This window comes from Streptococcus sp. IsoGale022, from assembly GCF_031142805.1.
Lineage (GTDB): Bacteria > Bacillota > Bacilli > Lactobacillales > Streptococcaceae > Streptococcus > Streptococcus sanguinis_A.
Genome location: NZ_JAKZJI010000001.1, coordinates 243,475 through 267,146, shown reverse-complemented (window position 1 = coordinate 267,146; position 23,672 = coordinate 243,475). Strand labels below are relative to the sequence as shown.

27 protein-coding genes and 1 pseudogene are annotated in these 23,672 nt (G+C 42.6%); 25 read left to right on the top strand and 3 right to left on the bottom strand.

From position 1 onward, the window contains the following. Nucleotides 1-6 precede the first annotated feature (6 nt). The 3 genes from RG608_RS01200 (at nucleotide 7) to RG608_RS01190 (ending at nucleotide 2,904) form a co-directional block, all read left to right on the top strand. Entirely contained in the window at nucleotides 7-945 is a 939-nt protein-coding gene (locus tag RG608_RS01200; RefSeq protein ID WP_268686575.1) for a ketopantoate reductase family protein, read from the top strand. A 113-nt stretch (nucleotides 946-1,058) separates the two neighbouring features. Further along, a complete protein-coding gene (locus tag RG608_RS01195; RefSeq protein ID WP_002895748.1) occupies nucleotides 1,059-1,445 on the top strand; it encodes a VOC family protein in 387 nt (128 codons plus the stop codon). A 61-nt stretch (nucleotides 1,446-1,506) separates the two neighbouring features. Next, a complete protein-coding gene (locus RG608_RS01190) occupies nucleotides 1,507-2,904 on the top strand; it encodes a polysaccharide deacetylase family protein (RefSeq protein ID WP_268686576.1) in 1,398 nt (465 codons plus the stop codon). A gap of 93 nt (nucleotides 2,905-2,997) precedes the next feature. Here the strand turns inward: RG608_RS01190 and RG608_RS01185 are convergent, their stop codons facing one another. Together RG608_RS01185 and RG608_RS01180 are read right to left on the bottom strand one after the other, a co-directional pair. Continuing rightward, the gene (locus RG608_RS01185) at nucleotides 2,998-4,089 is read right to left on the bottom strand and encodes a DEAD/DEAH box helicase (protein ID WP_268686577.1); all 1,092 of its coding nucleotides are present in this window, start codon (nucleotides 4,087-4,089) and stop codon (nucleotides 2,998-3,000) included. Then, nucleotides 4,079-5,089, bottom strand: coding sequence for a Gfo/Idh/MocA family protein (locus RG608_RS01180; RefSeq protein ID WP_268686578.1), 1,011 nt, complete (start codon nucleotides 5,087-5,089; stop codon nucleotides 4,079-4,081). Before RG608_RS01180 ends, RG608_RS01185 begins: the two co-directional genes overlap by 11 nt. Nucleotides 5,090-5,168: 79 nt before the next feature. Between RG608_RS01180 and udk the strand changes: the two genes are divergently transcribed. The 20 genes and pseudogenes from udk to RG608_RS01085 all read left to right on the top strand — a co-directional run bounded on the left by udk (nucleotide 5,169) and on the right by RG608_RS01085 (nucleotide 21,448). Then, the gene (gene udk / locus RG608_RS01175) at nucleotides 5,169-5,804 is read left to right on the top strand and encodes a uridine kinase (protein ID WP_032909529.1); all 636 of its coding nucleotides are present in this window, start codon (nucleotides 5,169-5,171) and stop codon (nucleotides 5,802-5,804) included. Between the two features lie 162 nt (nucleotides 5,805-5,966). After that, nucleotides 5,967-6,635, top strand: a complete 669-nt coding sequence (locus RG608_RS01170; protein WP_308946443.1) for a YoaK family protein — start codon at nucleotides 5,967-5,969, stop codon at nucleotides 6,633-6,635. 141 nt (nucleotides 6,636-6,776) lie between these two features. Next, a complete protein-coding gene (locus tag RG608_RS01165) occupies nucleotides 6,777-7,223 on the top strand; it encodes a hypothetical protein (RefSeq protein WP_268686580.1) in 447 nt (148 codons plus the stop codon). A 78-nt stretch (nucleotides 7,224-7,301) separates the two neighbouring features. Then, the gene (locus RG608_RS01160; RefSeq protein ID WP_268686581.1) at nucleotides 7,302-7,757 is read left to right on the top strand and encodes a hypothetical protein; all 456 of its coding nucleotides are present in this window, start codon (nucleotides 7,302-7,304) and stop codon (nucleotides 7,755-7,757) included. Nucleotides 7,758-7,907: 150 nt separating this feature from the next. After that, the gene (locus RG608_RS01155; RefSeq protein ID WP_268686582.1) at nucleotides 7,908-8,342 is read left to right on the top strand and encodes a hypothetical protein; all 435 of its coding nucleotides are present in this window, start codon (nucleotides 7,908-7,910) and stop codon (nucleotides 8,340-8,342) included. After that, on the top strand, nucleotides 8,335-10,092 hold the full coding sequence (locus RG608_RS01150) for a DUF2974 domain-containing protein (RefSeq protein ID WP_308946442.1): 1,758 nt from the start codon (nucleotides 8,335-8,337) through the stop codon (nucleotides 10,090-10,092). The genes RG608_RS01155 and RG608_RS01150 overlap by 8 nt, the downstream gene beginning before the upstream one ends. Beyond that, nucleotides 10,076-10,387 (top strand): hypothetical protein, encoded by a 312-nt coding sequence (locus RG608_RS01145; RefSeq protein WP_002900542.1) that lies wholly within the window; start codon nucleotides 10,076-10,078, stop codon nucleotides 10,385-10,387. Before RG608_RS01150 ends, RG608_RS01145 begins: the two co-directional genes overlap by 17 nt. Before the next feature lie 11 nt (nucleotides 10,388-10,398). After that, on the top strand, nucleotides 10,399-10,710 hold the full coding sequence (locus tag RG608_RS01140; protein WP_002933992.1) for a hypothetical protein: 312 nt from the start codon (nucleotides 10,399-10,401) through the stop codon (nucleotides 10,708-10,710). A gap of 523 nt (nucleotides 10,711-11,233) precedes the next feature. Continuing rightward, nucleotides 11,234-12,802, top strand: a complete 1,569-nt coding sequence (locus RG608_RS01135; RefSeq protein ID WP_308946441.1) for a 2-isopropylmalate synthase — start codon at nucleotides 11,234-11,236, stop codon at nucleotides 12,800-12,802. Nucleotides 12,803-12,814: 12 nt separating this feature from the next. After that, complete coding sequence (leuB, locus tag RG608_RS01130; RefSeq protein ID WP_268686585.1) at nucleotides 12,815-13,852, top strand: 3-isopropylmalate dehydrogenase; 1,038 nt, start codon at nucleotides 12,815-12,817, stop codon at nucleotides 13,850-13,852. Further along, nucleotides 13,849-14,115, top strand: a complete 267-nt coding sequence (locus RG608_RS01125; RefSeq protein ID WP_002904327.1) for a DUF1294 domain-containing protein — start codon at nucleotides 13,849-13,851, stop codon at nucleotides 14,113-14,115. The genes leuB and RG608_RS01125 overlap by 4 nt, the downstream gene beginning before the upstream one ends. 1 nt (nucleotide 14,116) lies before the next feature. After that, entirely contained in the window at nucleotides 14,117-15,499 is a 1,383-nt protein-coding gene (gene leuC, locus RG608_RS01120; RefSeq protein ID WP_308946439.1) for a 3-isopropylmalate dehydratase large subunit, read from the top strand. A gap of 9 nt (nucleotides 15,500-15,508) precedes the next feature. Then, complete coding sequence (leuD, locus tag RG608_RS01115; RefSeq protein WP_002930202.1) at nucleotides 15,509-16,099, top strand: 3-isopropylmalate dehydratase small subunit; 591 nt, start codon at nucleotides 15,509-15,511, stop codon at nucleotides 16,097-16,099. Between the two features lie 99 nt (nucleotides 16,100-16,198). Beyond that, a complete protein-coding gene (locus RG608_RS01110) occupies nucleotides 16,199-16,978 on the top strand; it encodes an L-threonylcarbamoyladenylate synthase (protein ID WP_268686587.1) in 780 nt (259 codons plus the stop codon). Between the two features lie 167 nt (nucleotides 16,979-17,145). Continuing rightward, nucleotides 17,146-17,229 (top strand): annotated as a pseudogene (locus tag RG608_RS11625) (polyketide cyclase); the annotation flags it as partial. 14 nt (nucleotides 17,230-17,243) lie between these two features. Then, a complete protein-coding gene (locus tag RG608_RS01105; protein WP_268686588.1) occupies nucleotides 17,244-17,972 on the top strand; it encodes an ABC transporter ATP-binding protein in 729 nt (242 codons plus the stop codon). After that, nucleotides 17,965-19,485 (top strand): ABC transporter permease/substrate-binding protein, encoded by a 1,521-nt coding sequence (locus RG608_RS01100; RefSeq protein ID WP_268686589.1) that lies wholly within the window; start codon nucleotides 17,965-17,967, stop codon nucleotides 19,483-19,485. The genes RG608_RS01105 and RG608_RS01100 overlap by 8 nt, the downstream gene beginning before the upstream one ends. Before the next feature lie 154 nt (nucleotides 19,486-19,639). After that, complete coding sequence (locus RG608_RS01095) at nucleotides 19,640-19,957, top strand: TfoX/Sxy family protein (protein ID WP_268686590.1); 318 nt, start codon at nucleotides 19,640-19,642, stop codon at nucleotides 19,955-19,957. Between the two features lie 91 nt (nucleotides 19,958-20,048). Further along, entirely contained in the window at nucleotides 20,049-20,714 is a 666-nt protein-coding gene (locus RG608_RS01090) for a SatD family protein (protein ID WP_268686591.1), read from the top strand. Further along, on the top strand, nucleotides 20,711-21,448 hold the full coding sequence (locus RG608_RS01085; protein WP_268686592.1) for a DUF3307 domain-containing protein: 738 nt from the start codon (nucleotides 20,711-20,713) through the stop codon (nucleotides 21,446-21,448). The genes RG608_RS01090 and RG608_RS01085 overlap by 4 nt, the downstream gene beginning before the upstream one ends. Nucleotides 21,449-21,513: 65 nt before the next feature. Here RG608_RS01085 and RG608_RS01080 read toward each other — a convergent pair whose 3' ends face one another. Beyond that, complete coding sequence (locus RG608_RS01080) at nucleotides 21,514-22,275, bottom strand: DNA/RNA non-specific endonuclease (protein ID WP_308946438.1); 762 nt, start codon at nucleotides 22,273-22,275, stop codon at nucleotides 21,514-21,516. A gap of 193 nt (nucleotides 22,276-22,468) precedes the next feature. Here RG608_RS01080 and RG608_RS01075 point away from each other — a divergent pair, with 193 nt between their 5' ends. Further along, nucleotides 22,469-23,050: a GrpB family protein gene (locus RG608_RS01075; RefSeq protein ID WP_268686594.1), complete on the top strand. Its 582-nt coding sequence runs from the start codon at nucleotides 22,469-22,471 to the stop codon at nucleotides 23,048-23,050. After that, nucleotides 23,047-23,661 carry a class I SAM-dependent methyltransferase gene (locus tag RG608_RS01070; RefSeq protein ID WP_268686595.1) on the top strand — a complete coding sequence of 205 codons (615 nt, stop codon included), beginning with the start codon at nucleotides 23,047-23,049 and terminating at the stop codon, nucleotides 23,659-23,661. Before RG608_RS01075 ends, RG608_RS01070 begins: the two co-directional genes overlap by 4 nt. The last annotated feature ends 11 nt before the right edge of the window (nucleotides 23,662-23,672 follow it).

Sequence of the window (23,672 nt, the reverse complement as noted above, 5' to 3'; positions counted from 1 at the left end):
CCTAATATGAACATTTTGGTTTATGGTGCTGGTACAATCGGTTTGACATACGCTTGGTTACTTTCTAATCAACATCAAGTTACTGTCTTAGTTAGAGAGCATAAGCTGTCGACTTTAGAGCAAGGCTTCACACTTTCTATTAAAGATTTAAGGAAAGACGAACAGGTCTATAAAGAACATCATTTCCAGCCGCCATTGGTGACGAGTATCGCTCAAGACTATGACTTGATTCTCTTAACGGTAAATAGTTTGCAACTAGAGCAGGCATTGAATCATTTGGCGGATATAAAGGAAAAAGCTCATTTACTTATTTTACAGAATAACTGGAATATCAACTCCAAGATTCCTTCTTATTTGAAAAGAAAGAAGGTGTCGTTAGCTTTTCCTTCTTCTGTTGGAGGAGGGCGAAAGAGTGATGGTCGGATCCAAGCTATCATTTTCAAAGAAGCTACGTTACTTGATGATGATTCTTACACAGCAGAGTTGTCTCCTATCTTCACAGCTAGTGGGATAGGCATTGATGCTATGCCTAACTTGGCTTCTTGGATGAAGGTTCACTGCCTTCAGGAGGCGGTAATGGCAGGTGCAGTTGCAGAAGCGGGGACTTTTGATGCACTCTTGAAAGATAAAAAAGCAATTCGAAAGATGATTTGCGCTTGGCGAGAAGGTTTAGAACTCTGTCAGCGATATGGCATTCCTAAACATCGTTATAAACCTACTAAATATCTATCCCTGCCCTTATTTCTCTTGGTTCCAGTAATGAAGTTCATGTTGAGTCAGCCTTTGGTTGCCGAAATGGTCACAAATCATATGCATTCAGGCTATGCCGAGTGGGTTGATCAATATTTTGAAATCAAAAGAAGTGCTGAAAAGGAAAGCATTCCCATGCCTCAATGGAATTCGTATAGCGACTTCATTGAACATTTTTTGAAAAACAATTCTTAGCAGGCCTTAATGGCTTGCTTTTTATCTGGCTTCTACTTACTTTTTTAAAAATTTAATATAAGTTTTGCCTAAAATAGGGTATAATAATAAACAAGAAAGAATGAGGTGAAATTATGGCATCAAAAATGTTACATACTTGTTTGCGTGTTGAGAATTTGGAAGCGTCTATCGCTTTTTATGCAGAGGCTTTTGGCTTTAAGGAGCTGCGCCGCAAGGATTTTCCAGATTATCAGTTTACTATCGTTTATCTAGGTTTGGAAGGCGATGATTATGAGCTTGAACTGACCTATAACTATGACCATGGTCCTTATGTGATTGGGGACGGCTTTGCTCATGTGGCACTTAGCACGCCAGACTTGGAAGGTCTGCACGCTGAGCACAAGGCCAAAGGCTATGAAGTGACAGATCCAAAGGGCCTTCCTGGCAACCCGCCTAATTATTATTTTGTAAAAGATCCTGATGGCTACAAGGTGGAAGTCATTCGTGAGAAGAGTCTCTAACATCTAGCTGCAGTTAATTTTGCAAGATAAATGATGATTTTTATTCATTTAGGACAGGTGTATGAAAAGACAAAATAACAAGAAACACGGTAAGAAAACACTCATTGTTCTCAGTTTGCTAGGTTTAGCTTTTGTTGCTGCTCTATTTCTGGGTGCTGTAAAAATTTACGCTATTTTCCAAGAAAAGGAACTGCAAGAGAAGGTTAGTGTACTGATTGCCCAAGAAGAGACCTTCCACGCTGAAAATACTGAAAAGCAGAGCAAGATGATTGGCAGCCACTATGTGGAGTCCTTCTATCCTCTGCTGGATGGTCAGGTTATGGCAAGCGTCAAGGAGCAGATGGACGCAGATAGCCAGACGATTAAGGATAATCAGAAGAAGGGCGATAAGATTGAAGAATTGACCTTCTACTATGCTGAGGAAAAAGAAACGAGCCTGAAGGATGTCAAAGAAGTACTGGTGCATCGCAAGGACTATCATGTCAAAGAGATGAAAATCAGTAAAGGAGAAGAGCGGGAAGTTGCTGACAGCTACCTTGGTGCAGACGGCAGCCGTTTCACTCTGGATAAGCTCTTTCAGGATCCCGATGCAGCTAAGGAAATCTTCATCAACGAAATATCCAGCCAGCTGACCTTTAGACAGGTCGATGAGGCGGTGCAGACGGAAATTCTCAACACCCTCAATGGAACGGAGTTGGGCCAGTGGTCCTTCCGTTATGAGTACAGCCATTTTTCTATTAAATTGAGCAAGGAAGTGCAAGGCTTAACCAGTATTGACGTTCCTTTATCTAGCTTCTATGACCAGATCAATGCGGACTATCTGACTGGCGATGACTTGGCAGCTTATCAGAGTTTTGAGGCTAAGAAGCATGTGAAAATGGTTGCTCTGACCTTTGATGACGGTCCTGATCCTAAGACAACACCGCAGGCTCTGGATATCCTCAAGAAATATGGTGCCAAGGCGACCTTCTTTATGGTTGGGCAAAACATTGCTGGTAATGAAGCGATTGTCAAGCGCGTGCACAATGAAGGTCATCAGATTGGGATTCATACATGGGACCATCCAGTCTTAACCAAACTACCTCTGGAGTCAGCCCAAAAAGAAATCCTTGATACCCAGACCGCTATTAACAATGTCATAGGCATCAAGCCAACGATTACGCGGCCTCCTTATGGAGCTATTAATGCTACAATCCAAAATTCGGTTGACCAGTCCTTTATCATGTGGAATGTGGACAGTCTAGACTGGAAGACACGCAATACTAAAGCTATTATGCAAGAGATTGCTAAAACCCAGCCAGGTTCAATTATCCTCATGCATGATATTCACCAGACCAGTATTGACGCTCTGCCAAGTGTCCTCGAATATCTGAAGAGTAACGGCTATACTTTGGTAACGGTCGATGAGCTGCTGGAAGGCCAAATAGAGCCGCATCGTATTTATTACGGCAGAGACTAAGACGGTCCTTGGGGTTAGATGTTTGAAATCGTTGTTGGCAATGAGTAAAAGCAAAAAGCTTTGGAAACATTAGATTTCCAAAGCTTTTTCAGTTTAACTCGTTACATAAAGTTCTTGATTTTTTAATATAATTTCTCGGACGGTGGCGTATTTTTTCAAAGTTTTCAGTTCTTCAGGATGGCTGATGAGGGTGATGACGTAGCCTTCCTTGCCCATGCGGCCGGTTCGGCCAGAGCGATGGGTATAGGTTTCTAAATCGCGCGGAAGCTCATAATTGACGACACATTCTAGCGAGTCAATATCAATGCCACGAGCAACCAAGTCAGTGGCTAGCAAGAGAGTAATCTGGTGTTCTTTGAACTTATCCAAAATCACCTTGCGGAACTTAACGTTGACATCGCTGGCCAGAGAAACGGCGTTGGCTTCACGATACTGGAGTTTTTCTTCGGCACTGCCCAGGTCTGACAGAGCGTTGAAGAAGACCAGTCCACGGAAATCTTCAACATTGGATAACTTGCGGAGCAAGTCCACCTTATCACGTTTTTCGACTTGCATGTAAAAGTGCTGGATGTTGTCCAAAACTTGGTCGTCAATGCTGATTTCTAGAGTGTTTTCAGCAATCTTATCGTGGTCGAACTTAGCAGTGGCGCTCATATATACCAGCTGGTGGTCACGAGGCGCATAGTGGGTGATTTTATCTACAAAGTGATACTGAGAATCGCTGAGCAGCTGGTCAAATTCATCTAAAATGATGGTTTCAACATTCATCATCTTGATTTTCTTGAGCTTGACCAACTCGAAAATCCGCCCAGGCGTTCCAATGATAATCTCCGGACCTTTCTTAAGGCGCTCGATTTGTCGCTTCTGACTGGAACCGGAGAGCAGGAGTTGAGCTGTCAGACCTAAAGGCTCCGCCCAAGTCTTGCAGACCTCAAAGATTTGTCCAGCTAACTCAGTATTAGGAGCTAAAATCAAGAGTTGTTGGGCTTTTTTAGGTGTTAGTCTAAGCAGACTTGGAAAGAGATAGGCCAGAGTTTTACCAGTACCAGTCGGACTGATTCCCAGCACGGTATCGCCTGCAGAAATAGGCCCAAACATCTTCTCTTGAATAGCTGTCAAATTTTCAAAGCCTAGCTGAGCCAGCTGATTTTGCCAGCTCGGGGGAAATTGTTCCTTAATCATCATCAACCTCAAATCTAATGCCAGCGTCCTTGCGCATGGCAAATAAGCTTTCATGAACAGCCGCTGCCGCATCCAACCATTTCTCGTAAGCCGCATCCTGTCCACCCTTGAGCACTCGTGCGAAAGCCTGAGCCTCTTCCAGCATGGTGTGAGAAGCACGCTGGATAGGCAGTACCTCCTCTTGACCGTCCAGATTTTGGAAAATAGCAGAGCTGATAAATTCAATCCCGTCTAAAGTCAGAGTTCCCTGATCTGTGTAAATCTCTGCAGGCAGATTGCTGTTTATATTTTTACCGGCCTGAATCTGAACTTGAAAATCTGGATAGATAAGACAGCCGGCTCCATTTAAATCAATCGTATTGGCTAGCTGTTGGGCACTGTAGCGAGCGAAGCGAGGATGGCTAAAAAGTCTGATAGCCGCATAGACAGGATAGACACCCAGATCCATCAAAGCGCCGCCAGAAAACTTAGCTGAGAAAACATTGGGCTGCTCTCCCGCAAGCAGAGCTTGCATTTTTGAAGAATACTTGGCATAGGTGAAGTTAGCTCCTAAGACAGTCTTGTCCTTGAGGAAATCACTAATCGTATCAAAGGCCTGCTCATGATAGTTGCGGGCAGCTTCAAAGAGATAGACTTGATGCTCGTCAGCCAACTTGACCAATTCTCGCCATTCTTTGGGACGAGAAACCGCTGGTTTTTCAACAATGACATGTTTACGAGCCAGAATGGCTACCTTGGCATGCTTGAAATGCAGGCTGTTGGGACTGGCGATATAAACGACATCAATATCGGACGACAGAAATTCCAACATTTCAGTATAGACGGCTGTATTTTCATAGTTTTGCACAAAGCGCTCAGCAGAAGCCAAAGTCCGAGAGTAGACTGCTGCCAGCTGATAGTCGCCTGTTGAGTGAGCGGCCTTGATGAACTCATGAGAAATAGAACCTGTTCCGATGATTCCAAGTTTGAACATAAAAACCTCCTTTTTTCTATTTTTAAGCATGTGTTTTTTTTATTTTAGCTCTTTCATTATAACATGAATTGCGGTAAAATAGATAAGATAACAAGAGATGGAGCTTATAATGCAAAATAGACCTATTATTATTGGTGTGACTGGTGGTTCCGGAGGCGGAAAGACCAGTGTTTCTCGAGCAATTTTGGCTAATTTTCCAAACGAAAATATTGCCATGATTGAGCATGACTCCTACTATAAGGATCAGACGCATCTGACTTTTGAGGAGCGGGTGAAGACCAACTATGACCATCCTTTTGCCTTTGATACGGACCTGATGATTGAGCAGATCAAGGAGCTCTTGGCTGGTCGGCCAGTGGATATTCCCACTTATGACTATACGGAGCATACACGCAGTAAAAAGACCTATCGTCAGGAGCCTCAGGATGTGTTCATCGTTGAGGGGATTTTGGTCTTAGAGGACCAGCGCCTGCGAGATTTGATGGATATTAAGATTTTTGTGGACACAGATGATGATGTTCGGATTATCCGCCGGATTAAGCGGGACATGGAAGAGCGCGGTCGCAGTTTGGATAGCGTTATTGAGCAGTATTTGGGTGTCGTTAAGCCTATGTACCATCAGTTCATCGAGCCGACCAAGCGCTATGCGGATGTCATCATTCCAGAGGGAGCTTCTAATAAGGTGGCTATTGACCTGATTACGACCAAGATTGAAAAAATCCTTAAGGAAGCCAGAGAAGGCTAGCACACGTAGCTTTCTGCTCTGTCATTTGAGGAAATAATAGTTGTTAATCTGGCGATCGCAGTAGCTGCAAGATTTTTGAAATATAATCTAGCAAGGGGAAGTGGACGGACTGAAATCTATGATTTTCGGAGTCTGGTCACTCCCTTATTTTGTAGGTGATTTATGAAACAATTTGTAAAAAGAGAGTTTCACTCTCGTTCAAAATTTTTTGCCTGCCTCTTGACCTTTTGTGCAGGATTTATCGATGCCTATACCTTCATTGAGAGGGGAGGCACCTTGGTGGCAGGTCAGACGGGAAATGTCGTTTTCCTTTCGGTTGAACTCATCAATCAAGAGACAAGAGGAATCGAAGTGAAATTGGCAACTATGTTGGCTTTTATGCTGGGGATTTTTTTGATGACTGTTTTTCAGCATCATTTTGAGCATTCTTGGCGCAGACTGTCCAGCGTTTTTCCTTTGATATTGACGACAGCTGCCGTTGGATTTTTGCCAGCAAATGTGCCCCATCTCTATATCGTGCCGCCACTGGCTTTCTGCATGGGCCTGGTTGCGACGGCTTTTGGCGAGGTGGATGGCATTGTCTATAACAACTCCTTTATGACGGGGAATATCAAGAAAACCATGGTAGCTTTTGGCAACTATGCTCGAAACAAGGAAGGGAAAGATTTGAAAGAAGGCCTTTTCTTTGTAGCCCTGTTAGCAAGCTTTGTAGTCGGAGCCATCATCTCTACCTATCTGATCCAATTTTACCTCTTGAAGACCATCTGGCTTGTTTCCCTGATTCTAACAGCCTTTCTCCTTTTCCGAGGTGTTCAGTATGTGAGGAGATGAAGTGACTTAATAATTAATTGTCCAACTAACAGTTAGGTGTTTTTCTTTTGATTGCTCCAGTATTGTTCAATAAAGGTAAGATGAGATTCTATCAGCCCATCCATGCTATAATAATGTCAGTAGTTGAAAGGATGATTTGAGATGAAGACTATCAAAAGTACGTTACTTGTAGTATCAATAATACTTGTATTTATAGGTTCATTTATAATAGTTCAAAATAAAAATTTGTTTACACATGGAACTAAGCAGGAGAAAAAGAAAGAGCAAGATCCACATGAAAAACAGCTAGCTTATCTTAAAAAGCATGAAGAAGAGTTGGCTGACTTTGTTAAAGCTTTAAACTCTAAAGTTGAAAGTGTTCAATTTGATTGGGACAGTATGAAAGTCGAAGATATAGGGAACGGCACCCCACAAGGCGGTGGATATATTTTAACTTTGGACGGTAGAATAAATAGTAACAAAGACACTGAATTTACATTAGGAATCCCCTTAAACTACGATTCAAATGAAGTTCCTGAGGAGCTGGTTATTTATGAAATGCAGCCGATAAGAATCTTGGAAGGGAATGTGTGGGATATTTATGAGTAACAGTAATTTAAAAACTTTTGATAATTTTTATGCAATTTAGCGCGGTCTGTCATTTTCTCATATTTACAAGGAGGCCAAATGATGAAAAAAAGAAATATAGCTATTCTATCAATCGTAGCGCTAACCGCTACTCTAGTTATTGGAGGAACAATCATGACAGTTCAAAATAAAAATTTGTTTACAGACGGAACCAAGCAGGAGAGAAAGGAAGAGCAAGATCCGCATGAAAAGCAATTGGATTATTTGAAAGAGCATGAGGAGAAAATTATAGAGTTTGTAAAGTCTAAAAATCCAAAGATTGAATCAGTTCAGCTTATTTGGGATAGTTTAATTGTTGAAGAGATAGGGAATGGGACTCCTCAAGGAGCGGGTTTTAATCTATCGTTGAAAGGAACTTTCAATCATATAAAAGATTCTGATTTTACAGTAGATTTTCCGCTAGAAAATGAGAATGCTATCCCTTCGATAGATTTAATTGGAATGCTAAATCCACCTAGTGTATTAAAAAATGGGGGATGGGACAAATATGAGTAATAGTAATTTAAAAACATTTGATAATTTTTATGCAGATTTAGCACAGTTTGTAAATTTCTAATTTAACGCGAATACTTTTCAAAAGTATTTTTTTAATGCATTCATGATATAATAATGGTAACTTATTATTATGCACAAGGAGGCTAGAAGATGAAACAAAAACAAATAGCAATTCTATCTGTGGTAGCAGTAATAGTTACTCTAGTTATTGGAGGGACAATCATGACAGTTCAAAATAAAAATTTGTTTACAGACGGAACCAAGCAGGAGAAAAAGAAAGAGCAAGACCCACATGAAACACAGTTAGCTTATCTTAAAAAGCACAAGAAGGATATTGAGGATTATATTAAATCTTTGAATCCTAAGATAGAAACTGTTCAAATTGATTGGGATCAAACACAATGGGATCAGATAGGAAATGGAACACCGCAAGGCGGAGGGGATATTATTCAGCTTTATGGAGGCTTTAATAATATAGAAAAATCAAGCTGGAGTGTTGTAATTGATATTGAAAATGAAAAAGTTCTAATTGATACTATTGGAATAGTTAGCCCTTTAAGTATAGGAGGTGATTTGTTTGAGTAACAGCAATTTAAAAAACTTTGATAATTTTTATGCAGATTTAGCGCAGTCTTCTTATAGGGGACGCCCAAACCTTTTCCCTTATGAGAGGTTGCCTGAGCAGAGAAAAGAAATCTTAGATTCGGGGGGATCAATCCCATTTGATTTTTCCCAAGATGTTGTGTATGGGAAAGAAATCACCCCTGGAGGTAAGAAACTCGATAATGATGGCAAAGTTTACCTGCAGCCGGATCCAGATTTGCATGTTGAAAAGGGATTGGATTTACCCTTTGTGGATGATAATGATAAGAAAATTGCTGATTATAAAGAGAAAGCAGGTTTAGGACCTTACCAGAAAGGTCGTTTAACTAATGAGAGAGTTGGTTTTAATGCATATTTTCTAACAGATACACCGACCTTAGGTAAGGATACAAAGCATACTTATATGGCTATTCGAGGTAGTGATGGTTTCAATATTGAGAGAGTTAAGAAAGAAGGAATTAAGCCTTTAAATCTGAATGACTGGCTTATTAATGATGCTAATTTTGCTTTATTTGATTCGCATATACCTCAGGCTAGACTAGCAACAGAGGGAATGAAAGCCACCATTGCAGAAATGAGCGAGAAAGCTCCCCAAGCTACGATGGATCTTACAGCCCACTCGCTGGGGACTATGGTGACAGTTCAAGGAATAGCTAATCTGAGTCAACAAGAATTCGATAAAATTGGAAAGGTCGTTCTTTTCGATGGACCGGATACTACCGATAGTTTGAAAAAAATGGGAGTTGATGATGATAGGATTAAAGCAATCAGCGAAAAAGTGGAATACTATGTCAATCCTTTTGATATTGTTAGTATGCTCAATCGTGAGAATACAATCTATAATTTAGAGAAACCTGGAGAAAAGCCAACTCGTAAGGAATTGGGAACAGCTCATATAGTTGTGCCTCTTCATTATACTCGCTTTGACTATATGGCTGATAGTGCTCATGATTTTGGTGTTTTTCAGGCAGACGGCAAGGGGGGATTTTTAGTCGCTTCAGAAGATTTTCATCCAGAACTTCTGAGAGCAGGGGAGAAGCTTGCGAGATTAGAAGCGAAATTTTTAGATTTGCTTCGTATGCAAGGTTTGACTGATGACGAGGCGATAAAGTTAATAAATACTGTTGTTGACATTTCTTCTTTTGGAACAGCAAATTTTGCGCGTGCAGGTATTTCTACATCTGCTTTCTATGAATTTAAGCGGGATTATCAAGCTATCATTGACGAAGCGCGTAGAGAGTCGATTAAGTGGGACAAGAAGATGATTCCAAGCTATCAGAAACAGCTTAGAAATGGTAATCTTACAGGTGAAGAGAGAATTTTAGTTCGTGCTCGTCTCCTTCAGACTGCAGCTCAGTTGGCTATCTTTGAGATAGAAGATAAAGTTAAGCATGTCAAAACTTTAATGTCGGATGCCAAGGAATCTGTCCAAAAGATAATTAATGACGCAAGAACAGAGGCAGCTGGCCTTGCTACTTATTTGAGTGACTCAGAAGTGGAGAGTTTATTGATTGATTTTGATATAAAGCACTACTGGGACGATTCGGTTGAAACAAATACAAACACATCCGCAAAAGGCTTCCTGACAGAGATTGAACAGTTAGGAACGACTTTGGTCAGAGCTAGTGGAGATTTTGCAGCAGTCGATACTCAGCAAGCTGAGGATTTCAATAATCTCTTAGCAGATGTGAAAGGATCATGGAGGGTTATTGAAAATGCTTATACCAAATGATGATGCGCTCGTAACTAGAGTGGAGTTAGAGAGACAGTTTAAAGAAAAGATGAAGGAGCAGGAGAGGCAGGCTATCAAGGCTTTGATAGTGGCCAAAGAGCTGCTTATCCTTGCAAAAGGATTAGATCTGGCAGCTCAGCTACAGGCGGCAGCTTTGGATATGAAAAATTATGCTTCTACTAACTATGTCAATGATATTAAGGGTGGATTTGAAGGGAAGGCAGCGCAAGCTGCTGAAACTCATCTAACTCAGACGATGCAGATGCCTTCTTTGGATAGCCCGATTAAGGGATAGGAGGTGAGGCAATGCTGGATAAAAAGAAGCTTCAGGAACTGGAAGATGAACATGCTCTAAAAATGCGTGAGTTTGAGCGAGTAGAGACAGACTTAGATACATACTACTATAAGTTTGACAGAGAGACGAACAAACTCTTAGAGGCAATTTCTTATGCATGTAGAGAGGTTCCTTTGACAGCGGCTCAACCTTATATTTTTCAAATAGAGGATAATCTGGATCAATACCATCAGCAATATAAAAAGCGCATAGATGATGTTTTAGAAGCTCGCTATCAGGAGAACAGACGCTTTCAGAATAAGCTGGATGAAGTGAGTAAATAAACTATGCTACGATTGCTGAAAAAATAGAAGAAGTGAGACTTACTTTACTTCTCATTTCTCGTATTTATAGTTTTAAATCCCAAAAAATAATCCAGCATATTAAAAATTTTCAGAAAATATCGACTTTTTCTTGACAGGTTTATGATACTGTGTTAAAATACTAAACAATAAGAAACCATCTCAAAAAGGAGTTAGTCAAACATGAAGTCAACCCAATCTTCAAACTTTGCTTTGTTGTTGCGTTACTCGGGCTAGTGCAAAAGCATTAGTCCTGTTTGGCTTACCAAGCGGGAGTAAATCAACATCTCGCTTGTTCCTCAAGTGAGATGTTTTTTATTTCACCTATCTTACCTCAAGCTCTGATGAGGAAGAAATGGTTTCTAAAGGAGCGACGGGAGTGGGATTACATCTTGATTTTTCTGAAATCAATTTGTCTCATACTGTCTCAGTCATTGAATACGACCTAGAAATTGGGGAAGAGTTTTTCCTAAATGGTCTATGTATCTTAGAAAAGGAGTTGTCTATGACACGCAAAGTTGAGTTTTTTGATACCAGCCTCCGGGATGGCGAACAGACACCAGGAGTGAATTTCTCTATCAAGGAAAAGGTTGCTATTGCCAAGCAGTTAGAGAAGTGGGGGATTTCAGTCGTTGAAGCCGGTTTTCCAGCTGCGAGTCCAGATTCTTTTGCGGCGGTGCAGGAGATTGCTAAAGTCATCACAAAAGCTTCTGTTACTGGACTGGCGCGTTCGGTCAAGTCCGATATTGACGCCTGCTATGAAGCGCTCAAGGAAGCCAAGCATCCACAGATTCATGTCTTCATTGTGACCAGTCCTATTCACAGAGAGTTCAAGCTGAAAAAGTCTAAGGAAGAGATTTTAGAAGCTGTGAAAGAGCATGTCTCCTACGCACGCTCCAAGTTCGATATAGTCGAGTTTTCACCAGAGGATGCGACGCGAACAGAGCTTGATTTCCTTTTTCAGGTGGTACAAACAGCGGTTGATGCAGGTGCGACTTATATCAATATTCCAGATACAGTCGGCTTTACTACTCCGGAAGAGTTTGCAAATATTTTCGACTACCTAGTGGCAAATGTGACTTCTGATCATAAGGTGGTATTTGGTGTTCATTGTCATGATGACCTTGGTATGGCAACGGCTAATACTTTGACGGCTATCAAGCACGGTGCTGGTCGTGTTCAGGGGACTATCAATGGAATCGGTGAGCGGGCTGGAAATGTAGCGCTGGAAGAAGTAGCAGTTGCCTTAGAAATTCGTCAAGACTATTATCAGGTTGAGTCGGATATCGTCCTTAATGAAACCATCAACACTTCTGAGTTGGTATCCCGCTTCTCAGGTATTCCAGTGCCTAAGAACAAGGCGGTTGTTGGTGGCAATGCCTTCTCTCATGAGTCCGGTATCCATCAGGATGGTGTCCTTAAGAATCCACTGACCTATGAAATCATTACACCTGAGCTGGTTGGAGTCAAGAGTAATTCACTGCCGCTTGGCAAGCTCTCTGGCCGCCATGCCTTTGTCGAAAAACTCAAAGAACTGGCTCTGGATTTTGCGGAATCTGAAATTAATGATCTCTTTGCTAAGTTTAAGGTCTTGGCTGATAAGAAAAATGAAGTCACTGACGCTGATATTCGAGCTTTGATTGCCGGAACGACCGTCGAAAATCCTGAAGGCTTCCATTTTGATGATCTGCAGTTGACGACCAATGACGACCATACCATCACTGCGGATGTGCAGCTGGTTAATGGTGATGGTGAGACGGTCAGCTGTGTGGCAGAAGGTAAAGGAAGTGTTGAAGCCATCTTTAATGCGATTGACCAATTCTTTAACCAGTCTGTCCAGCTTTTGTCTTATAACATCGAAGCGGTAACGGATGGTATTGACTCTCAGGCTCGTGTTTTGGTAGCTGTTGAAAATACAGATACAGATACAATTTTCAACTCCTCTGGTATTGACTTTGATGTTCTTAAGGCCAGTGCCATTGCCTATATCCATGCCAACACCTTTGTGCAAAAGGAAAATGCTGGTGAAATCGGCCATCAGGTATCCTACCGCGATCTGCCTGCAAATAATTAGAAGGAAGCGACTATGACAAAAGAAATTGTAGCTCTGGCGGGTGATGGTATCGGGCCAGAAATCATGGAAGCTGGTCTCCAAGTACTGGCTGCTGTTGCGGACAAGTTCGGTTTTACTTATCATATCACGGAGAAAGCTTTTGGAGGTGCTGGTATTGATGCGGAAGGTCATCCTCTGCCTCAGTCAACTCTAGAAGCGACCAAGAAGGCGGATGCTATTCTCCTAGCAGCTATCGGCAGCCCCCAGTATGACGATGCACCGGTTCGGCCGGAGCAAGGCTTGCTGGCTCTACGCAAGGAACTTGAACTCTATGCCAATATCCGTCCAGTTAAGATTTTTGATGCTCTCAAGCATTTGTCGCCTTTGAAGGCAGAGCGAATTGCTGGCGTGGACTTCGTGGTCGTGCGCGAGCTGACTGGTGGGATTTACTTTGGTGAGCATGTTTTGGAGGATAAATCTGCGAGGGATATCAACGACTACAGCTATGAAGAGGTGGAGCGAATAGTCCGTAAGGCCTTTGACATTGCACGTGGTCGCAGAAAGCGCGTGACCAGTATTGACAAGCAAAATGTGCTAGCGACATCTAAACTCTGGCGTAGAGTAGCAGATGAGGTGGCTAAGGATTATCCAGATGTGACCTTAGAGCACCAATTGGTGGATAGCGCTGCTATGCTCATGATTACCAATCCTTCTAAGTTTGATGTCGTAGTAACAGAAAATCTCTTTGGGGATATTCTCTCAGACGAGTCCAGTGTCTTGTCAGGGACGCTGGGAGTTATGCCATCGGCCAGTCATTCGGCTGCTGGGACAAGTCTTTATGAGCCCATCCATGGTTCGGCTCCCGACATTGCGGGGCAGGGGATTGCCAATCCTATCAGCATGATACTTTCTGTGGCCATGATGCTGCGGGATAGCTTTGCGGAGCTTGAAGCTGCAGAAGCGATTGAAGCAGCGGTTGAGAAGACTTTGGCTCAGGGGATTTTAACCCGAGATCTGGGTGGTCAGGCAGGAACAGCTCAAATGACGGAGGCAATTATTAATAACTTATGAAATGGATATTAACGGGTATTTGCCTGCTATGGAACCTTATCGTTTTCCTGCTTTATGGCTGGGATAAGCGAAAGGCTAAAAAAAATCACTACCGCATTCCCGAGAAGACTTTGCTACTGTCAGCTCTTGTAGCTGGAGGTTTGGGAGCTTTATTAGGCGGTCGCCTCTTTCACCACAAGACCAGAAAATGGTATTTCTGGCTGGCTTGGATTTGCGGAATAATAGTGGAAATCGGAATTTTATATTACATATGGAGAAGCTAGTATGGCTGGAAAATCGATTTTTGATAAGCTGTGGGAAAGGCATCTGATAACAGGTGAAGAAGGTCAGCCCCAGCTTATGTATGTGGATCAGCATTATATTCATGAAGTAACCAGCCCTCAGGCTTTTCAAGGCCTTCGAGATGCAGGGCGCAAGGTTAGACGGCCGGATTTGACCTTTGGAACCTTTGACCATAATGTTCCTACGGTCAATATCTATGATATTCGGGATGTGATTTCCAAGGCTCAGATTGATAAACTTTCTGAGAATGTCAAGGATTTTGGCATCGAGCATGCAGCTCATGGATCGGAGTTGCAGGGAATTGTCCATATGGTTGGACCCGAAACGGGCAAGACTCAGCCGGGCAAATTCATCGTCTGTGGCGACAGTCACACGGCCACTCACGGAGCTTTTGGAGCTATTGCTTTTGGAATTGGTACTTCGGAGGTAGAGCACGTTTTTGCCACGCAGACCATTTGGCAGGTCAAGCCTAAGAAAATGCTGGTCAAATTTACCGGAGTGCCACCTAAAGGTGTCTATTCCAAGGACTTTATCTTAGCTTTGATTGCCCGATATGGTGTGGCTGCAGGTGTTGGTCATGTGGTCGAGTATGCTGGTGATGCAATTGAGCATCTGACCATGGAAGAACGCATGACTATCTGTAATATGTCCATAGAGTTTGGCTCTAAGATGGGCATTATGAATCCCGACCAGAAGACCTATGGTTATGTTCAAGGACGGCCGGGTGCTCCCAAGGACTTTGAGGCAGCGGTAGCTGATTGGAAGACTCTGGTCAGTGATCCTGATGCTGTCTATGATAAGGTCATTGAGATTGATGTCTCCGAGCTGGCACCTATGGTGACTTGGGGGACCAATCCTTCCATGGGAGTTGAGTTCGGCGCGGCTTTCCCAGAAATCCGTGATATGAACGACGAGCGGGCATACAATTACATGGACCTCTCCCCAGGTAAGAAAGCAGAAGATATTGATCTAGGTTATATTTTTATCGGCTCCTGTACCAATGCTAGACTCAGCGATTTGCAGCTGGCAGCTAAGTTTGTCGCTGGCAAGCATATCGCTCCCAATCTAACAGCTATCGTCGTACCAGGCTCTCGTCCGGTCAAGCGGGCTGCTGAAAAGATGGGACTGGATAAGATTTTCATGGATGCTGGCTTTGAGTGGCGCGATCCAGGATGTTCCATGTGTCTGGGAATGAATCCAGATAAGGTGCCGGACGGAGTCCACTGTGCCTCTACTAGTAATCGGAACTTTGAGGATCGTCAGGGATTTGGTGCTAAAACCCATCTTTGCAGTCCAGCTATGGCAGCAGCGGCAGCTATTGCTGGGCACTTTGTAGACGTCCGCCAGCTACCGGAGGTCCAGTAAGGAAGTTTTATGGAAAAATTTACAATCTACACGGGGACAACAGTCCCCCTCATGAACGATAATATCGATACGGATCAAATTTTACCCAAGCAGTTTCTCAAGTTGATTGATAAAAAAGGCTTTGGCAAGTACCTCATGTACGCTTGGCGCTATCTGGATAATCAGTACACTGAAGATCCTGATTTCGTCTTTAATAGACCGGAGTACCGCAAGGCGACTATTCTGATTACAGGGGACAATTTTGGAGCGGGTTCCTCTCGGGAGCACGCTGCCTGGGCCTTGGCTGACTATGGCTTCAAGGTAGTTATTGCCGGATCTTTCGGGGATATTCACTACAATAACGAGCTTAATAACGGTATGCTACCTATCGTCCAGCCGCTCGAAGTGCGGCAAGCCTTGGCTAATCTGAAGCCAACGGATGAAGTGACGGTGGATTTGGAGCAGCAGAAGATTTTTTCACCGGTGGGAGAATTCTCTTTTGACATTGATGGAGAATGGAAGCACAAGCTCCTCAACGGTCTGGATGACATCGGCATTACGCTGCAATATGAGGATTTGATTACGAAATATGAAAAAAATCGTCCATCTTATTGGCAGTAACCTTATTTTTGCTATATTGAGAAAATTCTGAAAAAACCTTGTCTCCGATAAAAATATATGGTAAAATAAATCTTAATTTAATAGAAAAGGAAGAAACTTATGACAAAACACATTCAATGGAACGGACAGCTTTCACAAGAAGGTTATGACATCTTGAAAGGCGATGGCGGCTGTATCGTTTGCCCGACCAAGGTGGGTTACATCATCATGACCAGCGATAAAGCTGGCTTGGAGCGTAAGTTCGAAGCTAAGGCTCGTAACCGTAATAAGCCAGGTGTTGTCCTCTGTGGCAGTATGGATGAGCTCCGTGCTTTGGCTCAGCTGAATCCGGAAATTGAAGCTTTTTATCAAAAGCATTGGGATAAAGATATCCTCTTGGGCTGTATCCTTCCATGGAAGCCAGAAGCTTTTGAAAAGCTCAAAGCTTATGGCGACGGTCGGGAAGAACTGATGACAGATGTTCGTGGCACTAGCTGTTTTGTTATTAAGTTTGGTAAGGCGGGCGAGCAGCTGGCAGCTAAGCTTTGGGAAGAAGGCAAGATGGTCTATGCATCCTCAGCCAACCCATCCGGTAAAGGAAACCGCGGCAAGGTCGAAGGAATTGGCGAACGCATCGAAAACGCTGTTGACCTAGTCATTGAAGCAGATGACTATGTAGCCTCTATCCAGCCAGATAAGACAATTGAAACTCGCTATGAGCAAGGCGTTATGGTCTCCATGGTGGACAAGGATGGAAAACTGATTCCAGAACAAGGTGGCCAACGTTCTATCTCACCAGCACCAGTGGTCATCCGCAAAGGCTTGGACATTGACAAAATCATGATGCACCTGTCCGATACTTTCAACTCATGGGATTACCGTCAGGGTGAATATTACTAAGATAAAAAGAAGCTCAGTGTGGGAGGGATATTTCCTCTTTACACTGGGCTTTTTTGTTTGGAATTTTTAGTTTAAAATCTTTACCAAGTTTAAAATTATTTCCAAATAGAACAAAATTCTTGATAGTTGAAATCACAAATGTTACAATGGAACCGTTCGTTTTGGATGATAATGGATTGATTGTTGAGCATTGGGATAATAAGGAAGTCATGCCAAAAGTAGAAGACTTGACCAACCGAGGGAAGTTTTAAAATGAGGACAAACAATGATTGAATATAAAAATGTAGCGTTACGCTATACAGAAAAGGATGTCTTGAGAGATGTCAACTTAAGAATTGAGAATGGAGAGTTCATGATTTTAGTGGGTCCTTCTGGGTCCGGTAAGACAACCATGCTCAAGATGATCAACCGCCTCTTAGAGCCAACAGATGGAAATATCTATATGGATGATAAGAGAATCAAGGACTATGATGAGCGTGAGCTGCGCCTTTCTACAGGCTATGTCTTACAAGCGATTGCCCTCTTTCCCAATCTAACGGTGGCAGAAAATATTGCTCTCATTCCTGAAATGAAAGGATGGAGCAAGTCAGATATTCAGCAGAAGACCGATGAATTGCTGGAGTTAGTAGGCTTGCCTGCTGAAGACTATGCTCAGCGTATGCCGAGTGAGCTGTCTGGTGGTGAGCAGCAGCGGGTGGGCATTGTCCGTGCCATTATCGCCCAACCCAAAATCCTGCTGATGGATGAGCCTTTTTCAGCTCTTGATGCCATCTCGCGTAAGCAATTGCAGAGCTTGACCAAGAGTATCCATGACCAGTTTGGGATGACGACAATCTTTGTGACCCATGACACGGACGAGGCTTTAAAGTTGGGGAATCGGATTGCTGTTTTGCAGGACGGAGAGATTCGTCAAGTGGCGACACCTGAGGAAATCTTATCTGCACCTGCAACCAACTTCGTAGCAGATTTGTTTGGAGGTGTTCAACATGGCTAATTTGTTTTCTACCTTTCAGGATCGCTTTGGCGAATGGTTGGCAGCCTTAGGACAACACCTCCAGCTGTCTCTTCTGACCTTACTTGTGGCCATCTTCTTGACCATTCCGCTCGCTATCTATCTTCATAGTCATAAAAAAGTAGCCAATTGGGTGCTGCAAATTGCGGGAATCTTTCAAACCATTCCTTCAATGGCCTTGCTGGGACTCTTTATCCCCCTCATGGGGATTGGTACACTGCCGGCACTGACTGCTCTGGTGATTTATGCTATTTTCCCGATTTTAGAAAATACTGTCACGGCTTTGAATGGGATTGATCCTAGTTTAGAAGAAGCTGGAATCGCCTTTGGGATGACCAAGTGGGAACGACTCAAGAAGTTTGAACTGCCTCTAGCAATGCCCGTCATCGTTTCTGGAATTCGGACAGCAACGGTAATGATTATCGGAACAGCAACTCTAGCAGCTCTTGTCGGAGCTGGTGGACTAGGTTCCTTTATCCTTCTAGGAATTGACCGTCGCAATGCCAGTCTGATCTTGATTGGAGCTATTTCATCCGCAGTTTTGGCCATTCTTTTCAACAGTCTCCTTAAATGGATGGAAAGAGCTAAGCTTCGGACGGTATTTACAGCTTTTGCGGTCTTAATCCTCGGACTAGGCGCTTCTTACACACCCAGTCTAATTCCCAAGCAGGAGAAGGATCATCTGGTTATTGCTGGGAAATTGGGTCCAGAGCCAGAAATTCTTATGAATATGTATAAACTCCTCATCGAGGAAAATACGGATATGACTGTGACAGTCAAACCTAATTTTGGGAAGACTGACTTCCTTTATCAAGCACTGAAAAAAGGTGATATTGATATCTATCCTGAGTTTACCGGTACGATTACTGGAACTCTTTTACAGCCTGCTCCCAAGGTCAGCAATGATGCTGAAGAGGTTTTTGAAGCAGCACGTGATGGAATCAAAAAACAGGATAATCTAATCTTGCTCAATCACATGGCTTATCAAAATACCTATGCTATTGCAGTGCCAAAGACTATCGCTCAAGAATACAATCTTAAAACCATCTCTGATCTTAAAGCAGTCCAAGACAAGCTCAAGGCAGGGTTTACCTTGGAATTTAACGACCGTGAAGATGGAAACAAGGGTTTGCAATCTCTCTATGGCCTTAATCTTAATGTAGCGACCATGGAGCCAGCTCTTCGCTACCAAGCTATCCAGTCGGGTGATATTCAAATCACGGATGCCTATTCGACTGACGCAGAACTTGCGCGTTATGATTTACAAGTTTTAGAAGACGATAAGCACCTTTTCCCTCCTTATCAAGGAGCCCCTCTCCTGAAGGCTGAATTGCTAGAAAAACACCCTGAATTGGAAGGTATTCTCAATAAGCTGGCTGGTAAAATTAAGGAAAGCCAGATGAGCCAGATGAATTATCAAGTTGGCATTGAGGGCAAAAAAGCGGAAGCTGTCGCGCGTGACTATCTGGTCAAGGAAGGACTTTTAAAAAAATAAGAAATAAAAGTTAGACTTGTAAGGTCTAGCTTTTTGCTTACTTGAGGATAGACAGACTACAGACTACAGATTGAAGGAGATGTGATTATCTTTTAACCAGGAAATCTTCATCCATTTTTGGTATAATAAAGTATCAATTCATGGAGGTGTTTCGATGGCATCTAGTCAAGAATATTTGGATTTTATCCTGAAGCAACTGGAGGGCTTAGGGCAAGAAATTAGCTTTCGCAAGATGATGGGAGAGTATTTGCTTTATTATCGAGGTCGCTTATTCGGCGGGATTTATGACAATCGCTTGCTGCTCAAGCCGGTCCAGCCAGCTCTGGAATTTTTTGAAAATCCGATTTATGAGTCTCCTTATCCAGGCGCAAAATCAATGCTTCATATAAAAGAAGTAGAAGATGCTGCCTTTCTCTGCAGTTTGATTGAAGCTGCCTATCCTGCCTTACCAGCATCTAAAAAGAAAAAATAGACTTTCTTTTACAATAGATATTCTAAAAAGTTGCCGTTCAAATAGACATTTTTAAAATTTTCCTTTATAATGGACTTAAAGGAGGTTTGGTATGCTTTATATTGCTCTTATTGGAGATTTAATTGAATCCAAACAGCTGAAAAATCGTAAGCAGGCTCAGAAGGACCTGCAGGACATGATGGCAGTGCTAAATCAGGATTATCAGGATTATTTGGTGTCGCCTTTCACGGTAACGACTGGAGATGAGTTTCAGGCTTTGCTGCGGCCAAATCCAGAGATCATGCAGCTCCTTGATCAGATTGCCTTGGGCTTTCCTCATCCGATTCGCTTCGGGCTTGGCCTGGGGGAGATTGTGACGGACATCAATCGGGAGCAGAGTATTGGTGCCGACGGTCCGGCCTACTGGAGGGCACGCGCAGCCATTGAGGCTATTCACGAGAAGAACGACTACGGCAGCAGCCGTATAGCTGTATCCTTGGAAGACGAAGAGCTCAGTCAGGCGGTTAATACGGTGCTGGCAGCTACTTCATTCATCCAGAGCAAGTGGAACACCAGTCAGAGAGAGGTTCTGGAGCGGATGCTCATGGAATATATCTATGACGAGAATTTTTCTCATGGGGAAATAGCAGAGCTGCTGCAGATTAGTCCCAGTGCGCTTAGTAAGCGGCTCAAGTCGTCTGGACTGAAGATCTATCTGAGAAATCGCCGTTTAGCTATGAGAATGATTTTACAGGCAGCAAAGGAGGCTGAACAATGACAAATTTTATGGGATTTTCAGAATTTTTCATGCAGAATCCGATTCTTGTATTGACTTTGCTGGCTCATGTACTAGCTGATTTTCAGCTTCAAAGTCAGAAAATGGCTGACCTTAAAAGTCGGCGGATGAATTTCTTAATTCTCCATTTGGGAATTGTTCTCTTGCCTCTGTTGTTATTAGGGATAATCCTACCTAAGTATCTTCTATATTTCGCCTTAGTCTGGCTCAGTCATGCGCTTATTGACTTCCTGAAGAATAGGTTGAATTCATCGATTGTCCAGCATCATGCTCAAAAGTTTGCCTTTATACTGGATCAGGTCTTGCATCTGATTAGCATTTTTGCTCTTTATTTTCTCTTAGGTCAGCAGCAAATTCCAGCAACTAATTGGCTGTCTGAGCGCTACCTCATGCTGCAGGCTCTCTTTTTCTTCGCCCTTACTGGTAAGCCGGTTAATATCCTCTTTAAACTCTTCTTCAGTAAGTATCAGGCAGGAGAAGACAGCGGAGAGACTATTGCGGGGGCTGGAGCCATTATTGGGATTTTAGAGCGCTTGATTATGGGACTTTCTCTTATTTTCGGGCAGTTTACTGCCATTGGGCTAGTCTTTACGGCTAAGTCTATCGCCCGCTATAATAAGATTTCAGAAAGCCAGTCCTTTGCTGAATACTACCTGATTGGCTCGCTTTTTAGTATGATTGCAGTCCTGCTTGTTTACGGCTGTCTTTATTGGTAAAAATAAATAAAAAAAACAGATCATCATAGCAAGGCTGGTCTGTTTTTAAGTTCTTATCTGTAATTCTACTCAATCATGCTATTGACAGCAGTGCCCGTTTGGTAGTCAATCTCTGCGTTTGCAGAGACATTGTCCAAGATGACATGAGACATTCCGTCTTCATCTATTGTTTCCTTACCCCCTAGCTGAATGCTGACAACATTGCCTTCTGAGTCTAATCCGACATACTGGAGCTCAATCTTGCGTGGAAGAAGCTCATTGTCCGTATAAATCGGAGTAACTTTGTAATCCAGCCAATAATCAGGATTTTCCTCTAACCAGCGCTCCAAGCGATGTTCATAATAGATCATGCTATCTGGGTTATTGTCATCCAGTCCTTGGAAACTGCCAGAGTTGAGCCAAGCGGTCATCGGAACGAGGTTTTTCCCTTCGTTATTGAGGCCGCTGAAAGTAAAGCCAATCAGGTGAGCGCGATTCATGAGCCAAGCCCGATCATCTCCATTTCCGTAATAAAATTTGTAATTGTGCCAACCGATGGGATTGTATGTGACCTTGGTCTCCTTTTTCTTTTTAGCTTTGTGTTGCTCCTGCATTTGAACATGAGCAGCAGTAGCCCGACCGTACTTGTCTTTTTTCCCAAGCTTTAGCTGATACTCTCCATTCAACTCCAGAGTGCCGATAGCTGTTTCATCGCTATGGTTGAGCAGCTGGACCTTAATCTGGTTCTTCTGATTCGCAGCAACATTTTCTGTAGGAAGAGCCTGTGAAAGTAACAACAAAGAGCTGGCTGACAGGACAAGCCAAGTGCCAAACCTAAACTTTTTCATAAAGAACTCCTTTTAAATAATATATCTCCGACATCATTCTACTAAAAAATAGATTGTTTGACAACTAAAACTTTTCAAAAATATTACAAAAATAAATATCTGTTCAATAAGTGCGAGGTTTGACTCGGATGCGTATTTTTCCTATAATCATAACTAGAGAAAGCGCTTGTATAAATTACATAAGGAGGTGCTTATGAGTCCATCTTTAGAGGAAATGTCACTCGAGGAGCTGTGGCAGCTTTTTCCAATTTTCCTGAGAGAGCATCAAGCTGATTGGAAAGACTGGTATGCAGAGGAACGGCTTCGGCTTTTGAGTTTTTTGACAGAACATCAGATCGTCCGTCTTAGTCATATTGGCTCAACATCGGTAAAGACCATCTGGGCCAAGCCTATAGTGGATATCATGCTGGAAATCCCCAAAGAAACAGATATGGTGGTAATGAGAGACTTGCTGCTGAAAAATGGTTATCTGCTCATGTCAGAAAGCCAAGGGCGGATGTCATTTAATAAAGGCTACACACCGAGTGGTTTTGCCGAACGGGTTTTTCATCTGCATCTGCGCTATGAAGGCGATCATGATGAACTGTACTTTAGAGACTATTTGCAGGAACACCCTGCTGTAGCTAGAGACTATGAAAAGCTCAAGCTGTCCTTGTGTAAGCAATACGAGCACAATCGTGATGCCTATACAGAGGCGAAAACAAATTTTATCAAGAAGTATACAGAAGAAGCCAAAAGGCTTTATAGCGGAAGATATGAGAGGGAAGACGTATGAGTTATCTAGCAATAATTAGCCTTTTGATTATTCTTGCTTTCCTTTACTTAATGTACCAATCAAAAAGGCCGTCCGGCTTGGTTGGGTTATGGATGATGAAATTATGGAATCGCGTTTATCTGCCCATGGTTGTTTGGGCGGTCAGTCAGCTGAATCATAAGAAACGATATAATGCTATTTTGGATGTTGGAGTTGGAAATGGAGCTTCCTCGAAATATTTGAAAAAGCACTTTCCTAATAGCCAAGTGTTGGGGATTGATATTTCTTCTACGGCCATCAGAGCAGCTGAAAAATCTGCTAGGCCTGGACTAGCATTTGAGGTGAAAAATGTTGAGAATACAAATCTTCCGGTTGAGGAATTTGATTTGATTACAGCATTTCAGACCCATTTTCATTGGTCAGATTTAACTCAAGCTGTTTTGGAATTAAAGAGAATTCTCAAGCCTGATGGAATCATCTTACTGGCATGTGAATGGAGCAAATTAGCTTACTACCTACCAGACTTTAGAAAGCAAGAAAAACTGGAGCATTATTTGTCTAATTTGGACTTGCATCTCATCGATAGCCAAAGAAATGGTCAATGGATTCTTTATAAAATTAAGAAAAAATAAGGAGGTATCCT

What these genes read in the sequence shown, in the direction of transcription:
- RG608_RS01090 (WP_268686591.1), top strand. Translation starts at nt 20,049, where the DNA reads ATGCTTTATATTGCTCTTATTGGAGATTTAATTGAATCCAAACAGCTG.
- RG608_RS01100 (WP_268686589.1), top strand. Translation starts at nt 17,965, where the DNA reads ATGGCTAATTTGTTTTCTACCTTTCAGGATCGCTTTGGCGAATGGTTG.
- RG608_RS01075 (WP_268686594.1), top strand. Translation starts at nt 22,469, where the DNA reads ATGAGTCCATCTTTAGAGGAAATGTCACTCGAGGAGCTGTGGCAGCTT.
- RG608_RS01155 (WP_268686582.1), top strand. Translation starts at nt 7,908, where the DNA reads ATGAAACAAAAACAAATAGCAATTCTATCTGTGGTAGCAGTAATAGTT.
- RG608_RS01085 (WP_268686592.1), top strand. Translation starts at nt 20,711, where the DNA reads ATGACAAATTTTATGGGATTTTCAGAATTTTTCATGCAGAATCCGATT.
- RG608_RS01200 (WP_268686575.1), top strand. Translation starts at nt 7, where the DNA reads ATGAACATTTTGGTTTATGGTGCTGGTACAATCGGTTTGACATACGCT.
- udk (WP_032909529.1), top strand. Translation starts at nt 5,169, where the DNA reads ATGCAAAATAGACCTATTATTATTGGTGTGACTGGTGGTTCCGGAGGC.
- RG608_RS01105 (WP_268686588.1), top strand. Translation starts at nt 17,244, where the DNA reads ATGATTGAATATAAAAATGTAGCGTTACGCTATACAGAAAAGGATGTC.
- RG608_RS01070 (WP_268686595.1), top strand. Translation starts at nt 23,047, where the DNA reads ATGAGTTATCTAGCAATAATTAGCCTTTTGATTATTCTTGCTTTCCTT.
- RG608_RS01125 (WP_002904327.1), top strand. Translation starts at nt 13,849, where the DNA reads ATGAAATGGATATTAACGGGTATTTGCCTGCTATGGAACCTTATCGTT.
- RG608_RS01145 (WP_002900542.1), top strand. Translation starts at nt 10,076, where the DNA reads ATGCTTATACCAAATGATGATGCGCTCGTAACTAGAGTGGAGTTAGAG.
- RG608_RS01195 (WP_002895748.1), top strand. Translation starts at nt 1,059, where the DNA reads ATGGCATCAAAAATGTTACATACTTGTTTGCGTGTTGAGAATTTGGAA.
- RG608_RS01095 (WP_268686590.1), top strand. Translation starts at nt 19,640, where the DNA reads ATGGCATCTAGTCAAGAATATTTGGATTTTATCCTGAAGCAACTGGAG.
- RG608_RS01135 (WP_308946441.1), top strand. Translation starts at nt 11,234, where the DNA reads ATGACACGCAAAGTTGAGTTTTTTGATACCAGCCTCCGGGATGGCGAA.
- RG608_RS01185 (WP_268686577.1), bottom strand. Translation starts at nt 4,089, where the DNA reads ATGATGATTAAGGAACAATTTCCCCCGAGCTGGCAAAATCAGCTGGCT.
- RG608_RS01165 (WP_268686580.1), top strand. Translation starts at nt 6,777, where the DNA reads ATGAAGACTATCAAAAGTACGTTACTTGTAGTATCAATAATACTTGTA.
- RG608_RS01180 (WP_268686578.1), bottom strand. Translation starts at nt 5,089, where the DNA reads ATGCTTAAAAATAGAAAAAAGGAGGTTTTTATGTTCAAACTTGGAATC.
- leuC (WP_308946439.1), top strand. Translation starts at nt 14,117, where the DNA reads ATGGCTGGAAAATCGATTTTTGATAAGCTGTGGGAAAGGCATCTGATA.
- leuD (WP_002930202.1), top strand. Translation starts at nt 15,509, where the DNA reads ATGGAAAAATTTACAATCTACACGGGGACAACAGTCCCCCTCATGAAC.
- RG608_RS01140 (WP_002933992.1), top strand. Translation starts at nt 10,399, where the DNA reads ATGCTGGATAAAAAGAAGCTTCAGGAACTGGAAGATGAACATGCTCTA.
- RG608_RS01110 (WP_268686587.1), top strand. Translation starts at nt 16,199, where the DNA reads ATGACAAAACACATTCAATGGAACGGACAGCTTTCACAAGAAGGTTAT.
- RG608_RS01190 (WP_268686576.1), top strand. Translation starts at nt 1,507, where the DNA reads ATGAAAAGACAAAATAACAAGAAACACGGTAAGAAAACACTCATTGTT.
- RG608_RS01170 (WP_308946443.1), top strand. Translation starts at nt 5,967, where the DNA reads ATGAAACAATTTGTAAAAAGAGAGTTTCACTCTCGTTCAAAATTTTTT.
- RG608_RS01160 (WP_268686581.1), top strand. Translation starts at nt 7,302, where the DNA reads ATGATGAAAAAAAGAAATATAGCTATTCTATCAATCGTAGCGCTAACC.
- RG608_RS01080 (WP_308946438.1), bottom strand. Translation starts at nt 22,275, where the DNA reads ATGAAAAAGTTTAGGTTTGGCACTTGGCTTGTCCTGTCAGCCAGCTCT.
- leuB (WP_268686585.1), top strand. Translation starts at nt 12,815, where the DNA reads ATGACAAAAGAAATTGTAGCTCTGGCGGGTGATGGTATCGGGCCAGAA.